This window comes from Maribacter sp. TH_r10, assembly GCF_033101095.1.
In the GTDB taxonomy this organism is placed as follows: Bacteria; Bacteroidota; Bacteroidia; order Flavobacteriales; family Flavobacteriaceae; genus Maribacter_A; species Maribacter_A luteus.
Genome location: NZ_JAWMPY010000004.1, coordinates 114,492 through 135,532 on the forward strand (window position 1 = coordinate 114,492; position 21,041 = coordinate 135,532).

Here is a 21,041-nt window from a genome sequence, read left to right on the forward strand (position 1 = left end):
CCTTATATTGCCCCTTAAACAGGCCTAAAAGAAAAGAATTTAACTTTTTGTTTAGGTATTTCCGATAATTATATAACAGAATGCAATAATTGTATAACGGCAAAAGCGGGGTCGATGACGAACTTTGTATCAACAAATTGATTAAAGAATCAGGAACCCTTAAAAAACAACGCCATGAAAATCACAGAACTCAAAACAAACAGCATTGAAGAAACCTTTAAGCAGTTACAATCGGATTTTGGGGGAGAATTGAAAAGTCTTCCTAAAGAATATAATTTGAGCCTTGACAATGACTTGGTACAGGGCGAGATTACCGGGATCGAAGTCAACGAGACCATTTCTTTCTTGGAATACGATATTACTTTTAATCAGGATACCACTATTCTTAACCATACCCCAAATACCAATCCTATTTATTTTCTGTATTGTGCCCAAGGGCAAATGCAACATAGCTTTGACCTAAAAGGGACTAAAAGGAATCTTAACCAATTTCAAACCGGCATTTTTGCTTGTGACCCTAGTAGGGATACGGCATTGTTCTTCAAGAAAGAGCAACGCATCCGGTTTTCATATATTTCCGTTGACACCCATGAAAATGGAAGACTGGACCATAATATAAACCTTTTGCAGAAACAACTTTTGGAAACCTTTATGCCCAAAGATGGAAAAGAAATTTTTGCCTACGTCGGTTCTTATAATTTAAAAATAACCGAAAAAATGGAAGAGTTACAAGCCATAAAGCAACGAGGTATAGTCAGGAGGCTTCTGGTAAAAGGGATAGTACACTTAATGCTGGCCCTGGAAGTGCAACAACATAAAGAAGATGTAAGAAGTTTATCGAATGAGACCGGGTCATTAAGTAAGAATGAAATGGAAATGGTTAAAGAGTTGTCAGATTTTATCCAAAACTATCCCGAGCGAAAATACAGTATGAAGGGATTGAGCAAAAAAGCAGGGATGTCACCCGCCAAGTTGCAGGAAGGTTTTAAATTATTACACAATAGAACCGTTTCTGATTATATAAGAAACGTACGTATAGAAACAGCCGAAAACCTAATCCGTACTACGGACCTAAATATTTCGGAAATCGTTTACACCATAGGATTGACCAGTAGAAGCTATTTTTCCAAAATATTCAAGGAAAAGTATAATTGTAGTCCAAAATACTATCAAGACAATCAAAACGAAATCGCTTTATCGGCATAATAAATCATTCAAGCAAAATCAAAAAAAATCCGTCTCACCGACGGATTTTTTTTTTACATACATGTTCTACATCTAAACACAAAGGTCAGAAAAAGAATACTGGTTGAGTAGGCGTTCATCATGATTAAAAGGCCCAGTGCCCATTGAAATTAGGATATACCGCTATACCATTATCAACTTAACGGCTATAATAAATTAAAAAGAGTATGGGTAAAAAAACAGCAGCAAGGAAAATTCCTTGATGCTGTTTTTTTTTGTAATGATAAGCTTTAGACTATGAAAAGGTTTTTAATGAAGAGCGCAGCATCCAGGCCATTTGCTCGTGCATTTGCATTATAGCGGTTATGAAATCTGCCGTACCTTCATCATTGTGCGCTTCGGCATTCTCCCCTATACTTTCCCTAATGAATTTGATAATAGTATTATGATCTTCCAATAACACCTCCATAAAACTTATACTATCGTTTGATGTGGGTCCGTTTTCCTTTAGTTCGGATAGCTCCAAAAACTGTTGCATACTTCCTGGGGCATAAAAACCCAGCATTCGTATACGTTCAGCGACTTTATCTATCGTATTCTCTAACTTGCCATATTCTTGTTCAAAAAAGACATGCTTACTATGAAAATCATGACCCTCAACGTTCCAATGAGCGTTTCTATACTTGGTATACATGATATACTCATCTGAAAGTAGCTGCTTCAACATTTTCACTACTTCTTTTCTATTGTCTTTTTTAATGCCAATGGCGGTTTCTGTACTTTGCATAATATTTATTTTTAAGGTTATACCCAAATTTAGAAGTAAACTCCCTTAGCCATTGACGTTATGGATTTTATAATTGACCTAAATAAAATCCATGGGATTCACCAAATTTTACCGACCCTGAATTTTCATTATTGAAGGGAAAGAAGAATAGCTATCACTTGTGAATAATTTTAAAAACCGTTTTAATCGATTGTGGCAATTTTCAATGTTATAACGTTACCCCCAACTTGGGAAGACCTATACATTTGTCTTATGAGTATGTGATAAGGATCCTCTTGGGGAAGAGGATCTATAAAGTTAAAAAGGGAGGCGTGGGGCCTCCCTTTTTTATTTTCGGAACGTCAAATCTATAAACCCTGGCACAAGGCCCAACAAATCTATTCTATAAGCCTAAATCGTTCTTTAAGCTTCCTAACCGTACTGATCACAATGGTTTCGGGCACTTCCAAAATTTCAGAAATTTCACGCTCACTACGGTTACCAAAGGCGAACAGCTCTAAAACGGACTTACTTCTTGGAGGAATATTATTGAATAGGGCACCAAAAGTGGTACGTCTTTCCATTGAAGGTAAAAGGGAATCGTCAATATCCAACTTCTTGATCAATTGTTCTTCCAAGGTAGTATCCAAAATCAATTTATTCGGACGCTCCATGGTTTGCTTATACGAGATGTCATCAAGTTCGGTGTTCAATATCAAATCTCCATCTGCCTGTGTGGTAAATTTTTCATCCAAGGCATTCATCTCGTCCTTAAGCATTTTCTCCGTACTTACATACTCTGGGGTTTCCTGTTCTATGATCTTTTTTTCCTCGATTTTCTGGATGGCTTTTGAGAAAAGAATGGTTTTTAATTTATCTGCATCCATATAATCCGCGAACTCCTTAAAAACCTCAAGGTAAATCTCATCTAAGAGTTCATCTGCGTTATAGAACCCCCTGTCAACAGCTGCCTGGTTCTCTGCAGCCTTTAAACTTCTTGACATAAATTTTTTTAAATCGGGTTCCAAGGTCGATATTTTAGTATAGAACTGCTCAAAATCGTTCTCTTCTTTATGCTGGGCCAATTGTTTTACTATCATGATGTGCTGTTTTAGAAATTAACAATCATTTTTCACTTTCTTAAATCTACCATCATTTATCACCGAATAAAATGATAAAGATCAGTATTGAAAAACCTTGTGCGACTGACCCACATCATTCCTTACCTTCCCTATCACCATTAATTTTGTGTTCAAATGAATGTTTAACCTAAAAAAGTATTATGTCACTAGTAAAATTCAACAAAAAGAGACCTTTTCGAAATCTAGTTACCTCTGATTTCTTTGATATGGAGGATTTTTTCGACAAGGGATTTTGGAACCAAGGATTAATAAATGATGATTTTTGGAATGGAAGAAAAGGGGAACCAGCCCTTAACATAAAGGAAAATAAAGGCCATTATGAAATAGAACTGGCAGCGCCCGGTTTTGACAAAAAAGATTTCAATATTACCATTGATGATGGCTGTTTGAACATTTCTGCGGAAAAAACTTCCGAAGACGAAGAAGAAAAAGATAATTATACCCGTCGGGAATTTAGTTACAATGCCTTCGAAAGATCACTACAATTACCAGAGAATGTGAAGGATGAAGAAATTAAAGCGAAATACAATGATGGTATTTTAAGCTTTAAACTCGACAAAAAGGAGGTTGCCAAAAAACACAAACCTAAAGTTGTTGAAATAGGATAGTTTCAACGATTGTTTCTATCACGCCCCTTTTCCCAATCTAAAAGCGTCCATGTATTATAGTAAATGGGATTAGGGGTTTTATTTTTTACCATCACGGGGATCTTTCCATTCCCCAAGAATCTCAGCTACCTTTTCCTTGGTTAATTTGGCCATGGCCGCCTCATAACCCAAATTGAATACGGCATCCATATCCCTTACGGTAAAAGTACCTACTTTCTTCAATTCCCTAGGACTGATCACCACACTGCAATCTTTGAACTTTGATATGGAATCATGGGCCGATCGTATCTTGTAGGCCCTGTCCAGAACGCTGAAAGAATGTTTTAGGTCTTTAATGTTTTTCTTCTCGAACGGATTCACGTAAACCCCAATGATCTTGTCACATTGTTCCGTAATCAGATCAACGGGAAAATTATTCAAAGTTCCGCCATCTATAAAATGGTCTTCCCCTATTTGAATTGGAGTAAATACTGCAGGAAATGCGGCTGAGGCCAAAATTGGTCTAATAAGCTCACCTTCATTGAAAATATGTAACGTACCGTCGATAATATTGGTTGCGGTTATATATAAATGTTTTTTCAGGACATGGAAATCATCGGTCCCTAAAATCACCTTAAAACTATCATACAACTTCTCGGTATCTATGATCCCGGGTTTACCAAGGGCAAATTTGTTGATGCTGAAAACATCGGTCAATTTAAAGAAATCGAGTATCTCTTTACAGGAATTACCATTGGCATATAGAGCTCCCACTATGGCCCCAGCACTTGTCCCGGCAATATAATTGGGAGAAATACCGTGTTCTTCCAGTGCTTTTATTACGCCGATGTGGGCAATCCCTCGAACACCGCCTCCGGATAGCGCCAATCCAATATTCATATCATAACCATTTATTTAGCCAAGAGACTAAATATACGGCTGTAAAAATTGAAAGTCAATAGTTTTACAATTGTATTTGAATCTAAATTGTGAAAGGTGCGGGAGTATATGGATAACCGACGAATTTCTACCGCCTTATTTTTCGCAACTTCTGTAAAATAAATGTAATCACGGTTTTTTGTATTATCCCTTTGAACCCTCCCAATAATTGTGTAGGATATAAATCGGTTCTAAATCGATTCAGGCTTAATTTAAAGTGTTCCAAATCTATCTCCCTTTGAAGGTTCAATATTTTCAATTGCCTATCTATTTCTGTAAAAGACCTGTATTCCTTCATCTGTTCAAACTCTTAATTCATGATTTACCACAACGTATCGATTTACCCATTCCATTGCTATTGAAACCTTTTTGGGTCTCGAATACCAAATAGGGTACTTTTGACTTTATTCAAAATAATATCTAGAGAATTTTCGGAGTAAGGGGCGATCCAACCTTCCCCTGAAAATATAGCATAAGACAGCTACCACCAGATAAAAAGCACCAACAATGAAAAAGCCGTAAAGTGTATTTCCCATTGCATCACCGATGACATAAGAAAGGGCTAGGGAAATAAAAAACAGACCCATTACCAAAAGGGCCCCTAAAAGAAAAAAATGGGTAAATGAAGTTACCGCCCGCATTAGGGCCTTGAATATTTTCAGTTTAAAATATTCCTCGCTGTTCTCTAGATAGGACCTAATATCGACATCGGCCTCTATTAGATCCTTCTTTAAATCATCAAAACCCATATGTTGTTATTTCTGAAGTTGTGCATTTTTCTTTTTCAATTCTTCTAACTTACGTTCCAAGGTCGCGATGATATCATCGGCCTTATAACTCATATTGGATAAAGTGTCCTCTAACTTTTGTTCGAACTCAACCTTTTTCTCGTTGGCGGTTTTAGTCAGTTCGTCTTTGGCATGGGTAACACGTTCAGTGATCTCGTGTGTGGTATCCAAAGCTTTTTCTCTTATTTTCTCACGGGTTTTAGTACCCTTATCAGGTGCATAAAGTATTCCAAACCCTGCTCCTATCGCAGCTCCTGTCAATAAGGCCAACATGATGTTTCCACTATCGTTTGTCATGATTAAAATATTTAAGGTGAATATTGAATTACGATAACGAATGTAGGGCTCCATTTATCAAATCGGAATGATTTAAATCATTCTGACAGGCTTCTTTGGCCCACTGCTCATGGGATTTTACATCTAAATGATGTAGATCATTACTTCTTAACCCTACATGGATTTATTTTAAGGTAGAAAAGTAAATATCATGAAAAAGTTTAGCATTTTGTTAGGACTGTTGTTTATGTTCAGTTGTGGCCCTGTAGTAATTTCATCAAGGCCAAATTATCGTCCCCCCAATTGGTTTTACCCCAATCGTTTAGAGGTCGTACGTTATGTTTATTTTCCTGAATTCAGCGTTTATTATGACCTATCGGCCCAAACATACCTGTACTTGGATGGTGGAGTCTGGGTGAGGCGTAGGGAACTACCTCCCAGATATAGGAACATAGACTTGACACGTCACAGGTACGAACGCGTAAAAAATTATCAAGAGGAGAATATTCGTAAATATCACGAAGAGCACAATGCCAACCGTGGAAGAAGCAATAAAAATACCCCCAAACGAAGTAATTGAACCTTCATGGGGGTATTTAGGTATTTTACGGAATAAAAAATAAAGCTACTTAAGAATGGAGTAGTTCATAACTCTGTTTGGCAATCTCAAGTTCTTCATTGGTAGGTATAACCAAAACCTTAACCTTTGAAGTTGGCAAGTTTATTTCACGAATTTCCTTTGATCTTACCCCATTTTTGGTTTCATCCAAGGCAATGCCGAAATAATCCATATCCTTACACACATGGCCTCTGATATAGTCAGAATTCTCACCTATACCAGCTGTGAATATAATGGCATCCAAACCGTTAAGAGCCGCTACATATGAACCCATATATTTTTTGATTCGGTAAACATTCATATCAAGTGCCAGTTGACATTCTTTATTTCCTTTCTCTGCCTCAGCTTCAATATCCCTTAGGTCACTATAACCGGTAAGGCCCAACATACCACTTTCATTGATAAGCATTTTATTTACCGTATCTAAATCGTACCCTAGGTCATTTACCAAGTAAAAAATCAAGGAATGGTCTATATCACCACTTCGTGACCCCATGATCAGACCGTTACTCGGTGCGAACCCGAGGCTATGATCAATACTTTTGCCATCTTTCAAGGCAGTAATACTACAGCCATTACCTAGGTGAACGGAAATGATATTACGTGTAGAAGATTTTAAATATTCTTTGGCTTTTTCACTCACATACTTATGGCTGGTACCATGAAAGCCGTACATTTTTATATCATGCTCCGAATAGAATTTATTTGGTATGGCATATTTACGGGCCATTACGGGAATGGTCTGGAAAAAGGCCGTATCAAAAACCGCAATCTGTTTCGCTTTTGGAAAAATATCCTCTGCAATTTCAATACCCTTTAGGTTATGGGGATTGTGCAACGGTGCCAAATTCTCGAATTGCTTTATTTTATCTTTTACTTCTGAGGTTATGAGTGTGGTATCCGAGAACGCATCGCCACCGTGAACCACCCTATGGCCTACGGCTTCAATTTCACTCGCATCCTTTACAACCCCTTTTTCTGGATCCATGATAAATGCAGCGACCATTTCCAAACCAACATGGTGGTTTTCAATGGCTAGGGTCTGCGTATATTTATCCACATCCGTTTTATAGGTAATTACGGCATCGTTCAACCCGATTCTTTCCACAAGTCCAGAACAGATCACTCTTTCTTCGGGCATTTCAATCAATTGAAATTTAATCGATGAACTTCCCGAATTCAATATTAAAACTTTCATTATTATTTTTTACTGGATTAATCTTGTGCTTGTATGGCCGTTATGATTACCGTATTGAAAATATCGTCTACGGTGCATCCCCTACTCAAATCGTTTACAGGTTTATTGAGTCCTTGTAAAACCGGACCAATGGCCAATGCCCCTGTTTCCCTTTGAACGGCTTTATACGTATTGTTACCTGTATTCAGATCCGGAAAAATAAATACGGTGGCCTCACCTGCTACCTTGGAGTCCGGCAATTTAACCTTACCTACCTTGGCATCAACTGCCGCATCATACTGAATAGGACCTTCAAGTATTAGTTCAGGATGTCTTTCTTTCGCTATTTTGGTAGCCCTACGCACACGATCCACATCTTCCCCTACACCTGAATCCCCAGATGAATATGAAAGCATGGCTACCTTCGGTTCTATTCCGAAAGCAGTACTGGTCTCTGCGGAGGAAATTGCTATCTCTGCCAATTGTTCCGCGGTAGGGTTAGGGTTAATGGCGCAATCCCCATATACTGTTACCCGATTCTCCAAACACATGAAAAAGACCGAAGAAACGACGGATACATCCGGGCGGGTCTTGATCAACTGCAATGCAGGAAGAATGGTTTGTTTTGTGGTATGCACGGCTCCTGAAACCATACCATCGGCATGGCCTTTATGCACCATCATGGTACCAAAGTGGGAAACATCTTCCATTAAATCCTCGGCCATGGCCAAATTAACCCCTTTATGCTTTCTAAGCCTATAAAGCTCTTCTGCATATTCATTAAAATGTTCGGATGAAGTCGGATCTTCTATATTGACCTTTTTTAAATCCAAATCCAGGTCCATTTGGGAAACCTTCTCTTTTATCTTTTCTGGATCCCCAATCAAGGTAATCTTAACGGCATTTGAATCTACCAAAAGTTTTGTGGCATTCAATATACGTTCATCAAGACCTTCTGCCAGTACAATATGTTTAATATCCGATTTTGCCCTGCTCAACAAGTTGTATTGGAACATTCGGGGAGAAATACCCTTTGCCTTAAAGGTTATCAACCTTTCAGCAAGCTCTTCTTCGGGAACGTGTTTGGAAAAATCATTGATAGAAGCGGTTATTTTCTGTAAATTCTCCGCATAGATACGTGGTTTAATGGCACCTATCTTGTTGGTAATCGAAAATGTACCTTGGTTTACCGAAACTATAGGAACGATATCCGATAAACCTTCGATCAATTTTATTATTGAATCCTCTGGCACCAAGTTTCCGGTTAATATAACACCAGAAACATTCGGATAATTCGCCGATAGGTTTGCCTGTAGCGCCCCAAGGATTATATCTGCCCTATCCCCTGGTGTAATTACCAGTCCATCTTTTTTCAAATGGGTCAAATAGTTTCGAAGCTGCATGGCCCCGACCCCAAAATGACCGGCTTGGTTATTTAAATATTCTTCGCCGAAGAGCACTTCCCCATCCAACACCTCAACAATTTCCTTTATGGTCGGGTTTCTTAAAACAGGGTTCATAGGAACCACTCCAATCAGAACATTATCCGGCAATTGGGCTTTAAGGCCTTTTCTAACGATTTCAATATTTTCTGGTTGCACCTTATTGGCAACCACCATAAGTACCTCGACACCTTTATCCTTAAAAGAATCATAGGCCATATAAAGGTTGTTCACCAACTTACCTAAGGTCTTACCAACGCCGCTCGCTAAAATGATGGTGGGTATACCAAGGTTTTTGGCCATAAGAACGTTTATGTCCCATTCGGTGATCGAACCTTCACTGGAAAAATCGGTACCTTCAACGAGAACGAAATCAAAGCGTTTTTCAATCGCCTTGTACTTCTCAATGATCGCATCGAGAACTTCGTCTTCTTTGTTCTTATTATTCTTTTCGTTTACCTGACTCCGGGTAAGGGCATAGGCATCCTCATATTCCATGGGAATATTAAAATAGGAAATCACCGTTGTAATATGATTGTCTTTGGCCCCGTTGGGATAGTCATCTATAATAGGTCTGAAATAACCTACTTTTGCCGCTTTCCCTAGAAGCATTTGCATTAAACCTAAGGAAACTACTGATTTACCACTATTTGGCTCCGTAGTGGCAATATAAATCGCTTTGCTCATTAGCAATGATAAAATTTATGGCAAATTTAAGATTTCTCTAACCTTTAAAGAAATTTACCTTATTTATTATGTAAACTAACGAATTTCATTACTTTATCCCATAAATCAATAGAATAATATTACCTTTTTTAACAAGAAGTAAATTAAACCTACATGAAACCAACAATTCTAAATATCCGGTAATATGAGCAAAGGTATTTTAGTGTGAAAACCTATTTTTCGAACAACAGGTTCCCTTGTCAATTTTTCCATAAATGTATGTGGGTAGTGTATTAGGGCGATAAAATCAGCATTGTTTTTTTTAGCGAATTCCGCTGTGGCTTCCGAGACATTGTTCCACATCTCAAAGGTATGGAAGCTATGATCCACACCTTTTAAATATTTGGACAGCATTTTCATATGTTCCCTTTGGTCTTCGCCCAATTTATTTTCCTGGGCGATTTGAAGAATGTATATTTCGGCCTTCCATAAACTGACCAAATCAACCAAAGGCCTAAGTTCCCGCTTAAGGTAAGTGTGTGTAAAATCTGTAGGAAAGACCACCTTTTTAAGTTTTTTGAAGTCATAATCCTCAGGAACGGCAATTATGGGGCACTTACGTACTTTTTTTATGACCCGAACCGTATTACTGCCCAAAAAAACTTCCTTGGCACCGGTAGCACCCTTTGTACCCATGACAATAAGGTCTACGTCTTTTTCACCTACCACTTCATTGATGGCACTTTCCAAATTGTTCGAGATGGACTCGAACTCAAAACTATGGTTGTTTCTTGCGTGGTGCGTGTTCAAATATTCCATGGTCTTCTTAAGCTGTGCCTTAGAATTTTTTGATAGGGAATCATAAATAACACCCAACCGTTCTTTGCTCTTATTCCCCAAGAGGTTCGTGATTTTAGGCTCATATGAATTCAATAGCACAAAATTACAATCCGCAGTCTCGAAAATTTTAAGGGCTGTGAAAATGGCATTCCATGCATTGTCTGAAAAATCGGTGGGTAAAAGAACGGTTTTCATTGTAAGGACTTTTTGGTGTTTTTCGTAACATCTGGTATAACCAAGAACGGTATCTGAACATGAAAACCTACTTGGTCAACATGTTGTCTTTTCATCATTCGTTCAAAAAAGGAATGTTTTCTGTTCATCATGACAAGCAGTTCATAATCGTTCCGGTCTAAATAATCGATAATGGCCTCTGGCATGTAAGTTCCCCTTTCTTCTTTGAAAACATGGGGAATCTGGGCCAAATAAAGACCTAGAAGTGCTTTGTTCTCTTCCTGGGCCTTTGTTAGATCATATTCCTCTTTTATATGCAAGACAGTGATTTCCGCATCGTACATCTTAGCGATTTCTATAGCTACATACAATTGGTTCCTATCATAATCCGAAATATAGTCCGCTGTGAACAATACATGTTTAATTCCTTGATACGAATATCCTGAAGGAATCACAAGAACCGGCACCTTGCTTTTTCTTATCACATGAACCGTATTGGTACCCAAAAAAATCTCTTTAACCCCCGAGGCCCCTTGGGTACCCATAATGATTAGGTCTATATCTTTTTTTATGTTCAGGTCACTGATCTCATCGGTCAGTTCGTTAAATGCCGAAATGGTTTTATATATATGTTTGGGGTTATTGAATTTTGCTTTTACGGCCTCTAAGGTCCTTTCCAACCCTTGTACCGAATCATCTACCCCCTTATCCGGTATTGCACTGAATTCAGGTCCCCCGATTATATAATCCATTCGATAGAATGCTGGTGTATAGGTATGTAGAAAGTAAAAGGTACAACGTTCCTCTTTCAAAAATTCCATTGCGTAGGCAATAGTGTTCCATGCATTTTTTGAAAAATCGGTAGGTATGAGTATTGTTTTCATAAAAAACACCTTTATTATAACCAAAAGTAAAGCCTAAATCAAAGTTTGTCCATGATATGAATCAGCCAATCACATAAAGAATTTTAATGACCAATATCATAGAAAACATCATGGTTGTATTTGTATCTTTGGGGTTGGATTCCATTTGAGCCATCAGATTAAAAAAACATTTCATTCCCATGCAAATCAAAGATTATATAGACCATACCGTATTAAAGGCGACCGCACAACCATCCGATATTGAAAAATTATGCGAAGAGGCCAAAGAAAATGGTTTCAAAGCAGTTTGCGTAAACGGCTGCTATACCAAATTGGCTAAAGAACAATTGAAGAACAGCAAGGTGCAACTTGCCATAGTCATCGGCTTTCCTCTTGGATCCATGAGTACTGAAGCAAAAGTCTTTGAGGCCTCAGAAGGCATAAAGAACGGGGCCGATGAAATTGACATGGTCATTAATGTCGGCTGGTTAAAATCAGGTAAGTCGGAATGGGTAAAACAGGAAATATCCAAAATAAAACAAGCCATTGGGAACAAAGTCCTAAAGGTGATCATCGAGACCTGTTATTTGACCCAAGAGGAAAAGAGAAAGGCTTGTAAATTGGCCGTTGAGGCAAAAGCGGATTACGTTAAGACCTCTACTGGTTTCGGTACTGGTGGAGCTACTTTCGAAGACGTAAAGTTGATGAAGGAAGTAGTTGGTGACAAGGCAAAAATAAAGGCCTCAGGTGGAGTAAAAGATAGGGCTACTGCCCTGAAATATATTTCTTTGGGGGTTTCCAGAATAGGCACCTCATCCGGAATTGCAATCGCAGCAACAAATTAATAATATCGAATATGAGCGTACACATCGAAGCATTAAAGGGAGACATCGCAGAAACAGTATTAATGCCAGGCGATCCCTTACGTGCCAAATGGATTGCGGAAACGTTCTTGGATGATGCGATATGCTATAACCAAGTGCGCGGAATGTTAGGTTACACCGGCTTATATAAAGGCAAGAAAATCTCTGTTCAAGGTAGTGGTATGGGCATACCATCGGCCATGATCTATTACAATGAACTGATCAGTGAATATGGAGCCAAAAACTTGATCAGGGTAGGCTCTGCAGGTTCTTACCAAAAAGACATCAAGATCCGTGACATCGTTTTGGCCATGGCGGCTTCTACCACATCGGGAATAAACAATTCCCGTTTCGTAAATGCCGATTACTCACCCACTGCCGATTTTGAACTATTCATGAACGCCTGCTTATATGCCCGAAAAAAGAATATCCAGATCAAAGCAGGTAATGTCCTATCTGCAGATGAGTTTTATGAAGATGACAAGGAAGCCTATAAACTATGGGCCAAATATGGTGTTCTTTGTGTTGAAATGGAGGCGGCCGGTCTTTATACCCTTGCGGCAAAACACAATGTAAAGGCCCTGGCGATACTAACCATTTCAGATTCCTTGGTTACCGGGGAGCAGTCAACGGCGGCAGAAAGGGAATCCTCATTCAACGAAATGATAGAGATAGCCCTGAACATTACTTAAACACCACAAAACCAAATAATTCCGATTTAAAATAACCCATCTGGAATGACCTAGGTCATTTCCGATTAATCTATTAGTTGCCAACTTTATGCAATCCTAAAAAGCATGATCATGGCACTAAACTTCAATCAATTCGCAGTAGAAGGCAACACCTTCCTTAAAAACTATACCAAGGAAATGAACCTTGGCCAAGACACCGATAAAGCAGGTAGAATATTATCTTCTATTTTACATGCCCTACGGGATATTATCCCTGTCGAGGAATCTTTACAGCTTATAGCGCAATTCCCTATGTTCCTAAAAGCCGTCTACGTAAATGGGTGGACGATTAGAAAGGAACGTCCCAAAATAAAAAAAATGGCCGATTTCATTGATTTGGTCAGAAAACATGATGGTGTTTCGGCCATCAACGATTTTGAATATAGCGATGATGTTGCAGAACAGTATATAGACACCACTTTTATCTTACTGAGAAAATATATATCACTAGGTGAAATGGAAGATATTAGGGACGGATTGCCCAAAGATTTGAAAACCATGATCTATTCCAATATCATGTTCTAAGAATTCGAATTTTAAAATATAACAACATGAAAATAATTAACTCACTTCTTATATTGCTATTGGTCTTTCCCATAGCAGTACACGCGCAGACAGAAAACACCTCATACGATGAAATAGCCCCATTTAGTGAGGGTATGGCAGCAGTACGTATAGGCGACCAATGGGGCTTTATCGACGAAAGTGCCAAACTTGTCATTGATTTCAGGGATGACTTGGTCTGGAATACAAATGCCGACCCAGGCAAAGAGGGTGTTTTGGGTATTAGATATCCGAAATTCAAAAACGGGCTATGTATGATCCAAAAACTAAAAGTGAACGATATCCCTTTCTATGGATTCATTGATAAAACGGGTAAAACCGTAATAGAACCCGAGTACCTGAATATCACGGAATTCGATCATAAAAATGCGGTCGGTATCTATGTTCGGGAGGCGTTCCAAGGACAAAATGAAATTAAACTAGGTGTAATCGATTATATCTTTACAGAAGTAGTCGTAAATACAAACGGTGAAATAATATGGCCCATATGTGAAAGGGAACACATTTTGACCGCCAAAAGAAGATATGAAACTCCCGAATTAAGGGCCAAATTGTTCGGTGATGACCTTCTGATATTCAAAACGAAAGACAACAAATGGGAAACCAAAAAATTAAATTCCTACTTGTAGTCAAGCTCTTTAACAAGAGCATTAATTCTTTTGAAACCATGCTTTTACTTATACAAAAAACAGCAAAGCACCCAATTAATTTTAGCTAATAAAGTTTTGGGTGATTTGCTTACACCAGAATATACCCAGCTATAAAATTCACTAACCCGCTTTTCCAGGAATACCTTTAAACACTACTTAAGAACACAATCAAAATCCAACTACAAAGTCGCTTTAGCTATTATCTCCTTTAAAAAACACACATTCATATAAAACCATATTCATGAAAAATCCGTTATCACATTCAACAAAGGTATTGGTATCCATGGCCTTTCTTTTATCAACAATGGCCCTATTCCTTTCCTGCAAGCAAGCTGCGGAAAAAACTCAGGAAAAGCTTATCGAAAAATCTATTGGCAAAGACGCAGATGTAGATTTGGATGATGAAAAAATCGTAATTAAAACCGATGAAGGAACCTTCACTACCGATGCCACTGCCCAAAATTGGCCAAATGACATCCCTAGCCATGTACCCGAATTCACCTCGGGCAAAATTGAAGTGGTAAACACCCAGGAAATGATTGGCGGTAAAAGCTGGACAATCCTATTTGAAGATGTAAACCAAGACAATATCAAAGCGTACAAGGACAACTTGGAAGAAAAAGACTTCACTATCAAGTTCACAACAATAGCTGGCTCCGGAATTCATTTTGCCGCTGAAAAAGAAAACGTTTCAGTTATGGTCCTTGGGGATGAAAAAGGAGCATCGATCACCGTTAGTATAAAAGAATAGCTCTTGTTGCCAATTGACCAAAATTTACCCACGACCTATAATCTTTCCATCGGATGAACCAATGGAATAAAAGGCCAAACCTTAATTTTCATTTTTCTTTGGCCTAGGTAAGACTTCTTCAGGAAATGGAAATAGTATGGTAGAATTTTTTTCCGCAGCAATATTCGATAAAGTTTGGTATAACCTCAATTTTATGGCTGATGGTGATTTATCGATTTGAAGTCCGGCTTCCAAAAGTTTTGCTGCCGCTTGGTTTTCTGCTTCCGCCAAAATGACCCTTGCCCTTCTGGATCGTTCAGCCTCAGCCTGGTTGGCCATCATTCTTCTCATATTCTCGGGTAATTGAATATCCTTGATCTTTACATCTATGATTTCAATGCCCCAATGATGGGTTTCGGTCTCAACGATAGATTTGATGTTCTTGCCCATTTCTTCCCTTTTGGAGAGAATCGTATCCAGTTCTACCTTACCACATACATCACGCAATGCCGCTTGGGCAAGTTGGGTTATGGCAAAATTATACTCCTCTACTTCCAAAACGGCTTTCTCGGGATCGCTTATTTTAAAAAACACTACTCCGTCGATACTACATGGCACATTGTCCTCTGTCATAACTTCTTGAGAAACGATATTAATGGTTATGACCCTGACATCGACCACCTGAATGGTCTCGACAAGTGGAATGATCCATCGAAAACCAGGTTGAAGCGTTCTTACATACTTTCCGAATCGGAATTTCAACGCCCTTTTGTATTCATAGACTATTCGGATACCGGCCAATAGAAATAGTACGATGATAATCGAAAACAGATACAGTGGATTCATGATTTTAGATTTAAGTTAAGATAGGTACGCAATCAACTTGCGATTCTCTAAAAATACGACCAACACCATAACCCTGTAATGATCTTAATCAGGGCAGAACAAAACCAGCTAAAAGGCAATTGCCGAAATACGCGCACTATAAACCTTCTACTGCTTTTTTAAGCTTACCCCTTACTTCTTCTGCGATAGTCGCCAAATCAAAATTTCCGACCCCTGTCATTGAAGCAATGGGATCTACCGCGGCAACTTCTATGTCCCCCTTCTCTGTTTCCCGTACAATAACATTGCAAGGGAGCATGGTCCCTATTTTATTTTCAGCCAATAGGGCCTTATGGGCAAATTCGGGATTACAAGCTCCCAAAATCCTATAATTTGGAAAATCAACATTCAGTTTCTTCTTAAAGGTTGCTTTAAGATCAATTTCGGTAAGTACACCAAATCCTTCTTCTTTCAAAGCATTCGTTATTTTTTCTATTGCACTCTCAAAAGTAGTACCAGATAGCATTTTACTAAAGTAATAGTCCATTTGTCCTTGTTTTTATATACTCATGGGTTTTGTCCCATGATATTTAGTCTTTTTTAATTTCTTGTTCTTTTCTCTCTAACTTCTTAAAATACCTTCTGGTAAGGAAATTATGTTTCAAAGCTTCCATATTCTCATTGAATTTTATGGACCCTTCTTCTATATTCTTGATAGTATTATCCAAAGTATTCACCAGAACTGTATCATTGGCCAGATAATGCACCGTACCTTGCCCATCTTTTACATCATCAACGACCAGGTTCAAATTCTTGATCATTTTGGCCATCTCTTCACTGGACTGTTCCAAATTGGTAAGTGAGTTTTGAACTTTGTCCCCATTGATCGAATCGGTCAAAAGTAAACCGGCCACACTATGTTCCATATCGATCTGATCCATTAGAACGTTCAGTTTTCGTATGGTTTGATCGGCATTTAGACTGGCATTTTTTAAGTGGGCAATAGTTCGTGTTAAATCGGTCGCCAAAAGTGTATCGTTCAATAATAGCCCCATGGTGCCTTTCCCTTTGGTCAACGCTTGGGTCACATGTACCAAATTGGATGTTAAAATAGCTGCATTTTCATTAGTGGTATTCAGTGTGCTCAACATGTCTTGGGTGGCGATTCGACTGTAAGATTCCAGCTCATCCCCTTCTACAACCATTGAATCTATGCCATCTCCCGGTAGGATATTAAGGATCATACTACCCACTAACCCATCGGAACCGATAGTGGCCACGGCATCTTTTTTAATATGTCGCTGCACCTTTTTATCAATGACCATATAAACCTGTATGGTCGTATCGTTCAACATTTCAATATCCTTTACCGTACCAACTTGGATACCTGAAAAACGAACATTATTCCCTATTTGGAGTCCGTTTGCATTATTGAAAACAGCACTGATCGTAAAGGTTTTACCGAACATATTTTGTCGGTTTCCGATCAAGTAGGCAGCAACAACCAGTAAGGCCGTGCCTATTACCACAAAAATTCCCAATCTTAAATTTTCCAACGTTGTTTTTGCCATGACTTTACTTTTTAAAGAACGCTTCTACTTTTGGGTCGGTCGATTTTGATAATTCATCAAAAGTACCTTCCGCATAATTAACCCCGTCGACCAAAAGCACCATACGTTCCGATATTACCCTAGCACAATCCACATCGTGTGTAATGATCAATGAGGAAGTGCCGTACATTTTCTGAATATTTCGCATCAGTTGAATGATCTCTTTTGAGGTTATGGGATCCAACCCACTGGTTGGCTCATCATACAAAATGATCTTTGGTTTTAAGATCAATGTCCTTGCCAAAGCCACTCGCCTTTTCATTCCTCCTGATAGTTCAGATGGCATAAGATCCATAGTATGCGCCAACCCCACATTTTCCAGAGCCTCATGCACCAATGGCAGGGTATCTTTTATGTTGCCCAACTTTTCTTTATGCCTACGTAGCGGAAATTCCAAATTTTCCCGAACGGTCATGGAATCATACAATGCACTACCTTGAAATAAAAAACCGATATCCGAGCGTAGGGCATCCAATGTTTTTCGGTCCAAAGTTTTTATTTCCTTGCCCATAACCGCAAGAAATCCGCTATCGGCCAACATTAACCCCACCAAACATTTGATCATCACTGATTTTCCCGACCCCGATTTTCCCATGACCACTAGGTTTTCTCCCTTAAAAAGCGTCATTGAAAACCCGTTCAGGACATGGTTATCGCCAAAGCTCTTGCATAGATCACGAATCTCTATTACTGCTTCGGGCTTATCCTTTGACATTTTTTGCTTAGCAATGTTATGTTGTTCATCCATGTCATAAATCATAAAAAATATCCGATACGAAAACTGCTATAAAATCCACTACGAAAAGCAACAATGATGCGGTCACCACAGCCGTATTTGCGGCGACACCGACCCCTGCCGTTCCTTTTTTACTATAATACCCTTTGTAACACCCCACTAGACCGATCGTAAATCCAAAGAAAAAAGACTTAACGGTTGCCGGTATCAAATCCCCGAATTCCAAGGCATCGAAAACCGTATTGAAATACAGCTGAAAAGAAACGTCACCTTTAAGGTTTTCTACCAAAGCCGAACCATATAGGGCAACCATATCACCAAAAATTACCAATAACGGTAGCATCAAGGTGGTCGCCGTTATTCGTGTTACCACCAAATATTTAAAGGGATTGGTTCCTGAGACTTCCATGGCATCAATCTGTTCTGTTACGCGCATTGACCCTAATTCGGCCCCAATCCCAGAGGCAATTCGACCGGCACATATCAGGGCCGTAATAACCGGGCCTATTTCCCTAACAATAGATATGCCCACCATATTGGGCATCCAGGAAACAGCACCGAATTCCATTAAAGTTGGCCTCGATTGCAAGGTTAACACCAAACCGATGATAAAACCGGTTACACCAACCAGAACAAGCGACCTGTTTCCCATGTGATAACATTGTCGCAGCAGTTCTTTGAATTCCCACGGCGGTTTCAGAAATTCCTTAAAGTACCGAATGGCAAAATAGGACAACTCCCCTATTTCTATAAAGAACTGTTTTAGCTTTTCGGATGTATGATGTACATAGGCCATTTCAGTTGATGTTCTTAAAAGGTACTTATCAAATTTACTTGTAATGATACATTTCTTAAATGACCACGGTCATACCTTTATTTAGGTCGAATTAATTTCGGCCTACTAATGATATAGCTCATTTCAAGAAATTTTAACTTAAAATAACTTCGTTACAGAATACAGAAACCATGAGAACAACTTTCGAAATTCAACATACGGCCCATGAACTAAATGCCAAAGAAATCGTAGAAAGACTTCTTACCCTTAAAAACATTTATAATGTAGAGGTTGATATAAATGATGGACTGATATCATTTGATTACACCCAACATACTGTTCTTGACAGGGTAAGAAAAGAGCTCATGAACATGGGATTTTATGTGATTAATGATACGCAACACTTGAATAAAAACATGAAACCATAAAAAGAACCCCAACAACATTGACCAAATGACCAAAAAACTTACATATACCCTTTCCTTATTGTTATTACTCCTCATTAGCATAACAATAGCGAAAATACTGGAAATCAGAACCGTTAAAAAGGTCGAATCTACCTTTAAGGCCATAGCCTTATTCGAAAAACCAAAATACGTAGCACGCATTCTGATTACTGATACGATTCAAATTGCCGGATATTTTAATTTTATGGACTCCCTTGTTACGGCTTATGACAGCCTTACCGATTACCCACTTTCAGAACACCTGCTTGTAAAGGCCAATCCATGGATTATCGACACTCTTTCCCATACCGATTATTATTACATGAAGAAAAAAGATTCTTTTGTTTATGATCAACAAAAGATGGTAGTTTTACGGCCTTACGACACAATAATTGTCCCTGATGCCCATAAAGCTGAACTTATTCTATCATCATTTGCCCGTACAAGTATCGACATTAACCTACCGGAGTTTAAATTACGGATCTATCAAGATTCGGTTATGCTACATTCTTTACCGGTCAGAATAGGCCAAAACAGAAGTAGATATTTAAAAATGGGTGATCGGATTACAGACCTTAGGACAAAAACCGGTTACGGACATATTGTAGGATTTAGAAGGAACCCGGACTTCTACAATCCCGTGGATGGGAAAAAATTCGAATATACCAGAAGGGATGATGGGAAGACCACATTAATGCCACAAATTCCATGGATAGAAACTGAGATAAACGGCGTAAGAAACGGGCAATTAATACACCCAACCACAAACCCGAAAACCTTGGAAAAGGCCTATTCAAACGGCTGCATCGGTGTTAAGGAAGGGGATGCTTGGATTATCTACTATCATTGTCCAATAGGAACGCCTTTGCATATCCGCTACGACCTAAAATCAAAGGACAGTAAAGATTCTAACCTACTACTGATCAAGGACATTTACCATCTTGATTCTTGAATTCTTCGCAGCGCTATGTGAAGTCCACGTTATTTTATGGAAATATAGGGAAAACATTTTTTGTTTTCGGCTATATTGGGAATAAAATCATGTGTACCAGATTGCATATAGCGTATTGATATGTTGCGTTGAAAAGCCGAAGCGGCGTTATTGGCCAGTGACCTCTCATCCTATCCCGATGGCAATCTGTCATAGCGCTGCGATGATGTAGCATTTCCGAAAGACCGGGAATCGAGGTACGAGATGAAGGGATTTTGGTCGACGCAGGCGAATGCTACATCATCAGATGGATAAAATAAAAACGTCAATAAATTTTATCTTCTATTGCACCTTCCTATATTTGCAGACCAATTTTATGCCCACGTGGTGGAATTGGTAGACACGCTACCTTGAGGGGGTAGTGTTCGCAAGGACGTGCTGGTTCGACTCCAGTCGTGGGCACAAAGCTTCCCAAGCTACGGGAAGCTTTTTTTATGTCTGACATACTTCACTTTCATACTTTATTCAGAGGATCTCGATACTTTTTACAAAGGACAATCAAAAAATGTCAAAGAAGGACCAAACCGCCATATAGCCGAAAAAGAAAAAGTTCGAACTACTCTATATCTTTTATAAAAAGTGACTTTGCCAGTTTCTTTTTTAATAATACCAATAACTTTTACAATCCATTTTACTCTTGATATTAAAGGTTATAA

At 38.7% G+C, this 21,041-nt stretch carries 25 protein-coding genes and 1 tRNA gene; 11 read left to right on the plus strand and 15 right to left on the minus strand.

The window, feature by feature from the left end; all coding sequences use genetic code 11:
• The first annotated feature begins 174 nt into the window (after positions 1 to 174).
• Positions 175 to 1,206 carry a helix-turn-helix transcriptional regulator gene (locus R3X28_RS11695; protein ID WP_317664462.1) on the plus strand — a complete coding sequence of 344 codons (1,032 nt, stop codon included), beginning with the start codon at positions 175 to 177 and terminating at the stop codon, positions 1,204 to 1,206.
• Between the two features lie 274 nt (positions 1,207 to 1,480).
• On the opposite strand, the gene R3X28_RS11700 is transcribed toward R3X28_RS11695, so the two are convergent.
• Positions 1,481 to 1,972 (minus strand): DNA starvation/stationary phase protection protein, encoded by a 492-nt coding sequence (locus tag R3X28_RS11700; protein ID WP_317664464.1) that lies wholly within the window; start codon positions 1,970 to 1,972, stop codon positions 1,481 to 1,483.
• 377 nt (positions 1,973 to 2,349) lie between these two features.
• Complete coding sequence (locus R3X28_RS11705) at positions 2,350 to 3,051, minus strand: hypothetical protein (protein ID WP_154366392.1); 702 nt, start codon at positions 3,049 to 3,051, stop codon at positions 2,350 to 2,352.
• 182 nt (positions 3,052 to 3,233) lie between these two features.
• Here R3X28_RS11705 and R3X28_RS11710 point away from each other — a divergent pair, with 182 nt between their 5' ends.
• Positions 3,234 to 3,701, plus strand: a complete 468-nt coding sequence (locus tag R3X28_RS11710) for an Hsp20/alpha crystallin family protein (protein WP_154366389.1) — start codon at positions 3,234 to 3,236, stop codon at positions 3,699 to 3,701.
• Positions 3,702 to 3,779: 78 nt separating this feature from the next.
• Here the strand turns inward: R3X28_RS11710 and R3X28_RS11715 are convergent, their stop codons facing one another.
• The 4 genes from R3X28_RS11715 to R3X28_RS11730 all read right to left on the minus strand — a co-directional run bounded on the left by R3X28_RS11715 (position 3,780) and on the right by R3X28_RS11730 (position 5,704).
• Complete coding sequence (locus R3X28_RS11715; RefSeq protein WP_317664466.1) at positions 3,780 to 4,580, minus strand: patatin-like phospholipase family protein; 801 nt, start codon at positions 4,578 to 4,580, stop codon at positions 3,780 to 3,782.
• A 127-nt stretch (positions 4,581 to 4,707) separates the two neighbouring features.
• On the minus strand, positions 4,708 to 4,917 hold the full coding sequence (locus tag R3X28_RS11720) for a DUF6327 family protein (RefSeq protein ID WP_154366386.1): 210 nt from the start codon (positions 4,915 to 4,917) through the stop codon (positions 4,708 to 4,710).
• A 106-nt stretch (positions 4,918 to 5,023) separates the two neighbouring features.
• Complete coding sequence (locus tag R3X28_RS11725; RefSeq protein WP_154366384.1) at positions 5,024 to 5,368, minus strand: phage holin family protein; 345 nt, start codon at positions 5,366 to 5,368, stop codon at positions 5,024 to 5,026.
• A gap of 6 nt (positions 5,369 to 5,374) precedes the next feature.
• Positions 5,375 to 5,704, minus strand: coding sequence for a YtxH domain-containing protein (locus R3X28_RS11730; protein WP_154366382.1), 330 nt, complete (start codon positions 5,702 to 5,704; stop codon positions 5,375 to 5,377).
• A gap of 190 nt (positions 5,705 to 5,894) precedes the next feature.
• Here R3X28_RS11730 and R3X28_RS11735 point away from each other — a divergent pair, with 190 nt between their 5' ends.
• A complete protein-coding gene (locus R3X28_RS11735) occupies positions 5,895 to 6,263 on the plus strand; it encodes a hypothetical protein (protein WP_317664469.1) in 369 nt (122 codons plus the stop codon).
• Positions 6,264 to 6,312: 49 nt separating this feature from the next.
• Here R3X28_RS11735 and R3X28_RS11740 read toward each other — a convergent pair whose 3' ends face one another.
• From R3X28_RS11740 to R3X28_RS11755, 4 genes are all read right to left on the minus strand, one after another.
• Positions 6,313 to 7,500: an acetate kinase gene (locus R3X28_RS11740; RefSeq protein ID WP_317664471.1), complete on the minus strand. Its 1,188-nt coding sequence runs from the start codon at positions 7,498 to 7,500 to the stop codon at positions 6,313 to 6,315.
• Positions 7,501 to 7,517: 17 nt separating this feature from the next.
• Positions 7,518 to 9,608 (minus strand): phosphate acetyltransferase, encoded by a 2,091-nt coding sequence (pta, locus tag R3X28_RS11745; protein WP_317664473.1) that lies wholly within the window; start codon positions 9,606 to 9,608, stop codon positions 7,518 to 7,520.
• 168 nt (positions 9,609 to 9,776) lie between these two features.
• On the minus strand, positions 9,777 to 10,622 hold the full coding sequence (locus R3X28_RS11750) for a universal stress protein (RefSeq protein ID WP_317664475.1): 846 nt from the start codon (positions 10,620 to 10,622) through the stop codon (positions 9,777 to 9,779).
• Positions 10,619 to 11,485 carry a universal stress protein gene (locus R3X28_RS11755; RefSeq protein WP_154366371.1) on the minus strand — a complete coding sequence of 289 codons (867 nt, stop codon included), beginning with the start codon at positions 11,483 to 11,485 and terminating at the stop codon, positions 10,619 to 10,621. Before R3X28_RS11755 ends, R3X28_RS11750 begins: the two co-directional genes overlap by 4 nt.
• A gap of 179 nt (positions 11,486 to 11,664) precedes the next feature.
• Between R3X28_RS11755 and deoC the strand changes: the two genes are divergently transcribed.
• The 5 genes from deoC (at position 11,665) to R3X28_RS11780 (ending at position 15,023) form a co-directional block, all read left to right on the plus strand.
• A complete protein-coding gene (gene deoC / locus R3X28_RS11760; protein ID WP_317664478.1) occupies positions 11,665 to 12,309 on the plus strand; it encodes a deoxyribose-phosphate aldolase in 645 nt (214 codons plus the stop codon).
• An 11-nt stretch (positions 12,310 to 12,320) separates the two neighbouring features.
• Positions 12,321 to 13,019: a purine-nucleoside phosphorylase gene (gene deoD / locus R3X28_RS11765; protein WP_154366367.1), complete on the plus strand. Its 699-nt coding sequence runs from the start codon at positions 12,321 to 12,323 to the stop codon at positions 13,017 to 13,019.
• Between the two features lie 111 nt (positions 13,020 to 13,130).
• Positions 13,131 to 13,583: a DUF2267 domain-containing protein gene (locus tag R3X28_RS11770; RefSeq protein WP_154366365.1), complete on the plus strand. Its 453-nt coding sequence runs from the start codon at positions 13,131 to 13,133 to the stop codon at positions 13,581 to 13,583.
• Positions 13,584 to 13,609: 26 nt separating this feature from the next.
• Positions 13,610 to 14,251: a WG repeat-containing protein gene (locus R3X28_RS11775; protein WP_317664480.1), complete on the plus strand. Its 642-nt coding sequence runs from the start codon at positions 13,610 to 13,612 to the stop codon at positions 14,249 to 14,251.
• A gap of 262 nt (positions 14,252 to 14,513) precedes the next feature.
• Positions 14,514 to 15,023, plus strand: a complete 510-nt coding sequence (locus tag R3X28_RS11780; protein ID WP_317664482.1) for a hypothetical protein — start codon at positions 14,514 to 14,516, stop codon at positions 15,021 to 15,023.
• Positions 15,024 to 15,104: 81 nt separating this feature from the next.
• Here the strand turns inward: R3X28_RS11780 and R3X28_RS11785 are convergent, their stop codons facing one another.
• From R3X28_RS11785 to R3X28_RS11805, 5 genes are all read right to left on the minus strand, one after another.
• Complete coding sequence (locus R3X28_RS11785; protein ID WP_317664484.1) at positions 15,105 to 15,848, minus strand: slipin family protein; 744 nt, start codon at positions 15,846 to 15,848, stop codon at positions 15,105 to 15,107.
• Positions 15,849 to 15,984: 136 nt separating this feature from the next.
• The gene (locus R3X28_RS11790; RefSeq protein WP_317664486.1) at positions 15,985 to 16,374 is read right to left on the minus strand and encodes a DUF302 domain-containing protein; all 390 of its coding nucleotides are present in this window, start codon (positions 16,372 to 16,374) and stop codon (positions 15,985 to 15,987) included.
• Between the two features lie 43 nt (positions 16,375 to 16,417).
• On the minus strand, positions 16,418 to 17,398 hold the full coding sequence (locus R3X28_RS11795; RefSeq protein ID WP_317664488.1) for an MlaD family protein: 981 nt from the start codon (positions 17,396 to 17,398) through the stop codon (positions 16,418 to 16,420).
• A gap of 4 nt (positions 17,399 to 17,402) precedes the next feature.
• Positions 17,403 to 18,152, minus strand: a complete 750-nt coding sequence (locus R3X28_RS11800) for an ABC transporter ATP-binding protein (protein ID WP_282054243.1) — start codon at positions 18,150 to 18,152, stop codon at positions 17,403 to 17,405.
• A 34-nt stretch (positions 18,153 to 18,186) separates the two neighbouring features.
• Positions 18,187 to 18,969, minus strand: a complete 783-nt coding sequence (locus R3X28_RS11805; RefSeq protein ID WP_154366351.1) for an MlaE family ABC transporter permease — start codon at positions 18,967 to 18,969, stop codon at positions 18,187 to 18,189.
• A 170-nt stretch (positions 18,970 to 19,139) separates the two neighbouring features.
• Between R3X28_RS11805 and R3X28_RS11810 the strand changes: the two genes are divergently transcribed.
• The 3 genes from R3X28_RS11810 to R3X28_RS11820 all read left to right on the plus strand — a co-directional run bounded on the left by R3X28_RS11810 (position 19,140) and on the right by R3X28_RS11820 (position 20,787).
• Positions 19,140 to 19,376, plus strand: coding sequence for a hypothetical protein (locus tag R3X28_RS11810; protein WP_154366349.1), 237 nt, complete (start codon positions 19,140 to 19,142; stop codon positions 19,374 to 19,376).
• Positions 19,377 to 19,401: 25 nt separating this feature from the next.
• Entirely contained in the window at positions 19,402 to 20,346 is a 945-nt protein-coding gene (locus tag R3X28_RS11815) for a L,D-transpeptidase (protein ID WP_317664493.1), read from the plus strand.
• A gap of 357 nt (positions 20,347 to 20,703) precedes the next feature.
• Positions 20,704 to 20,787 (plus strand) — tRNA-Leu (locus R3X28_RS11820).
• Positions 20,788 to 21,041: the final 254 nt, after the last annotated feature.

What these genes read in the sequence shown, in the direction of transcription:
- R3X28_RS11695 (WP_317664462.1), top strand. Translation starts at nt 175, where the DNA reads ATGAAAATCACAGAACTCAAAACAAACAGCATTGAAGAAACCTTTAAG.
- R3X28_RS11700 (WP_317664464.1), bottom strand. Translation starts at nt 1,972, where the DNA reads ATGCAAAGTACAGAAACCGCCATTGGCATTAAAAAAGACAATAGAAAA.
- R3X28_RS11705 (WP_154366392.1), bottom strand. Translation starts at nt 3,051, where the DNA reads ATGATAGTAAAACAATTGGCCCAGCATAAAGAAGAGAACGATTTTGAG.
- R3X28_RS11710 (WP_154366389.1), top strand. Translation starts at nt 3,234, where the DNA reads ATGTCACTAGTAAAATTCAACAAAAAGAGACCTTTTCGAAATCTAGTT.
- R3X28_RS11715 (WP_317664466.1), bottom strand. Translation starts at nt 4,580, where the DNA reads ATGAATATTGGATTGGCGCTATCCGGAGGCGGTGTTCGAGGGATTGCC.
- R3X28_RS11720 (WP_154366386.1), bottom strand. Translation starts at nt 4,917, where the DNA reads ATGAAGGAATACAGGTCTTTTACAGAAATAGATAGGCAATTGAAAATA.
- R3X28_RS11725 (WP_154366384.1), bottom strand. Translation starts at nt 5,368, where the DNA reads ATGGGTTTTGATGATTTAAAGAAGGATCTAATAGAGGCCGATGTCGAT.
- R3X28_RS11730 (WP_154366382.1), bottom strand. Translation starts at nt 5,704, where the DNA reads ATGACAAACGATAGTGGAAACATCATGTTGGCCTTATTGACAGGAGCT.
- R3X28_RS11735 (WP_317664469.1), top strand. Translation starts at nt 5,895, where the DNA reads ATGAAAAAGTTTAGCATTTTGTTAGGACTGTTGTTTATGTTCAGTTGT.
- R3X28_RS11740 (WP_317664471.1), bottom strand. Translation starts at nt 7,500, where the DNA reads ATGAAAGTTTTAATATTGAATTCGGGAAGTTCATCGATTAAATTTCAA.
- pta (WP_317664473.1), bottom strand. Translation starts at nt 9,608, where the DNA reads ATGAGCAAAGCGATTTATATTGCCACTACGGAGCCAAATAGTGGTAAA.
- R3X28_RS11750 (WP_317664475.1), bottom strand. Translation starts at nt 10,622, where the DNA reads ATGAAAACCGTTCTTTTACCCACCGATTTTTCAGACAATGCATGGAAT.
- R3X28_RS11755 (WP_154366371.1), bottom strand. Translation starts at nt 11,485, where the DNA reads ATGAAAACAATACTCATACCTACCGATTTTTCAAAAAATGCATGGAAC.
- deoC (WP_317664478.1), top strand. Translation starts at nt 11,665, where the DNA reads ATGCAAATCAAAGATTATATAGACCATACCGTATTAAAGGCGACCGCA.
- deoD (WP_154366367.1), top strand. Translation starts at nt 12,321, where the DNA reads ATGAGCGTACACATCGAAGCATTAAAGGGAGACATCGCAGAAACAGTA.
- R3X28_RS11770 (WP_154366365.1), top strand. Translation starts at nt 13,131, where the DNA reads ATGGCACTAAACTTCAATCAATTCGCAGTAGAAGGCAACACCTTCCTT.
- R3X28_RS11775 (WP_317664480.1), top strand. Translation starts at nt 13,610, where the DNA reads ATGAAAATAATTAACTCACTTCTTATATTGCTATTGGTCTTTCCCATA.
- R3X28_RS11780 (WP_317664482.1), top strand. Translation starts at nt 14,514, where the DNA reads ATGAAAAATCCGTTATCACATTCAACAAAGGTATTGGTATCCATGGCC.
- R3X28_RS11785 (WP_317664484.1), bottom strand. Translation starts at nt 15,848, where the DNA reads ATGAATCCACTGTATCTGTTTTCGATTATCATCGTACTATTTCTATTG.
- R3X28_RS11790 (WP_317664486.1), bottom strand. Translation starts at nt 16,374, where the DNA reads ATGGACTATTACTTTAGTAAAATGCTATCTGGTACTACTTTTGAGAGT.
- R3X28_RS11795 (WP_317664488.1), bottom strand. Translation starts at nt 17,398, where the DNA reads ATGGCAAAAACAACGTTGGAAAATTTAAGATTGGGAATTTTTGTGGTA.
- R3X28_RS11800 (WP_282054243.1), bottom strand. Translation starts at nt 18,152, where the DNA reads ATGTCAAAGGATAAGCCCGAAGCAGTAATAGAGATTCGTGATCTATGC.
- R3X28_RS11805 (WP_154366351.1), bottom strand. Translation starts at nt 18,969, where the DNA reads ATGGCCTATGTACATCATACATCCGAAAAGCTAAAACAGTTCTTTATA.
- R3X28_RS11810 (WP_154366349.1), top strand. Translation starts at nt 19,140, where the DNA reads ATGAGAACAACTTTCGAAATTCAACATACGGCCCATGAACTAAATGCC.
- R3X28_RS11815 (WP_317664493.1), top strand. Translation starts at nt 19,402, where the DNA reads ATGACCAAAAAACTTACATATACCCTTTCCTTATTGTTATTACTCCTC.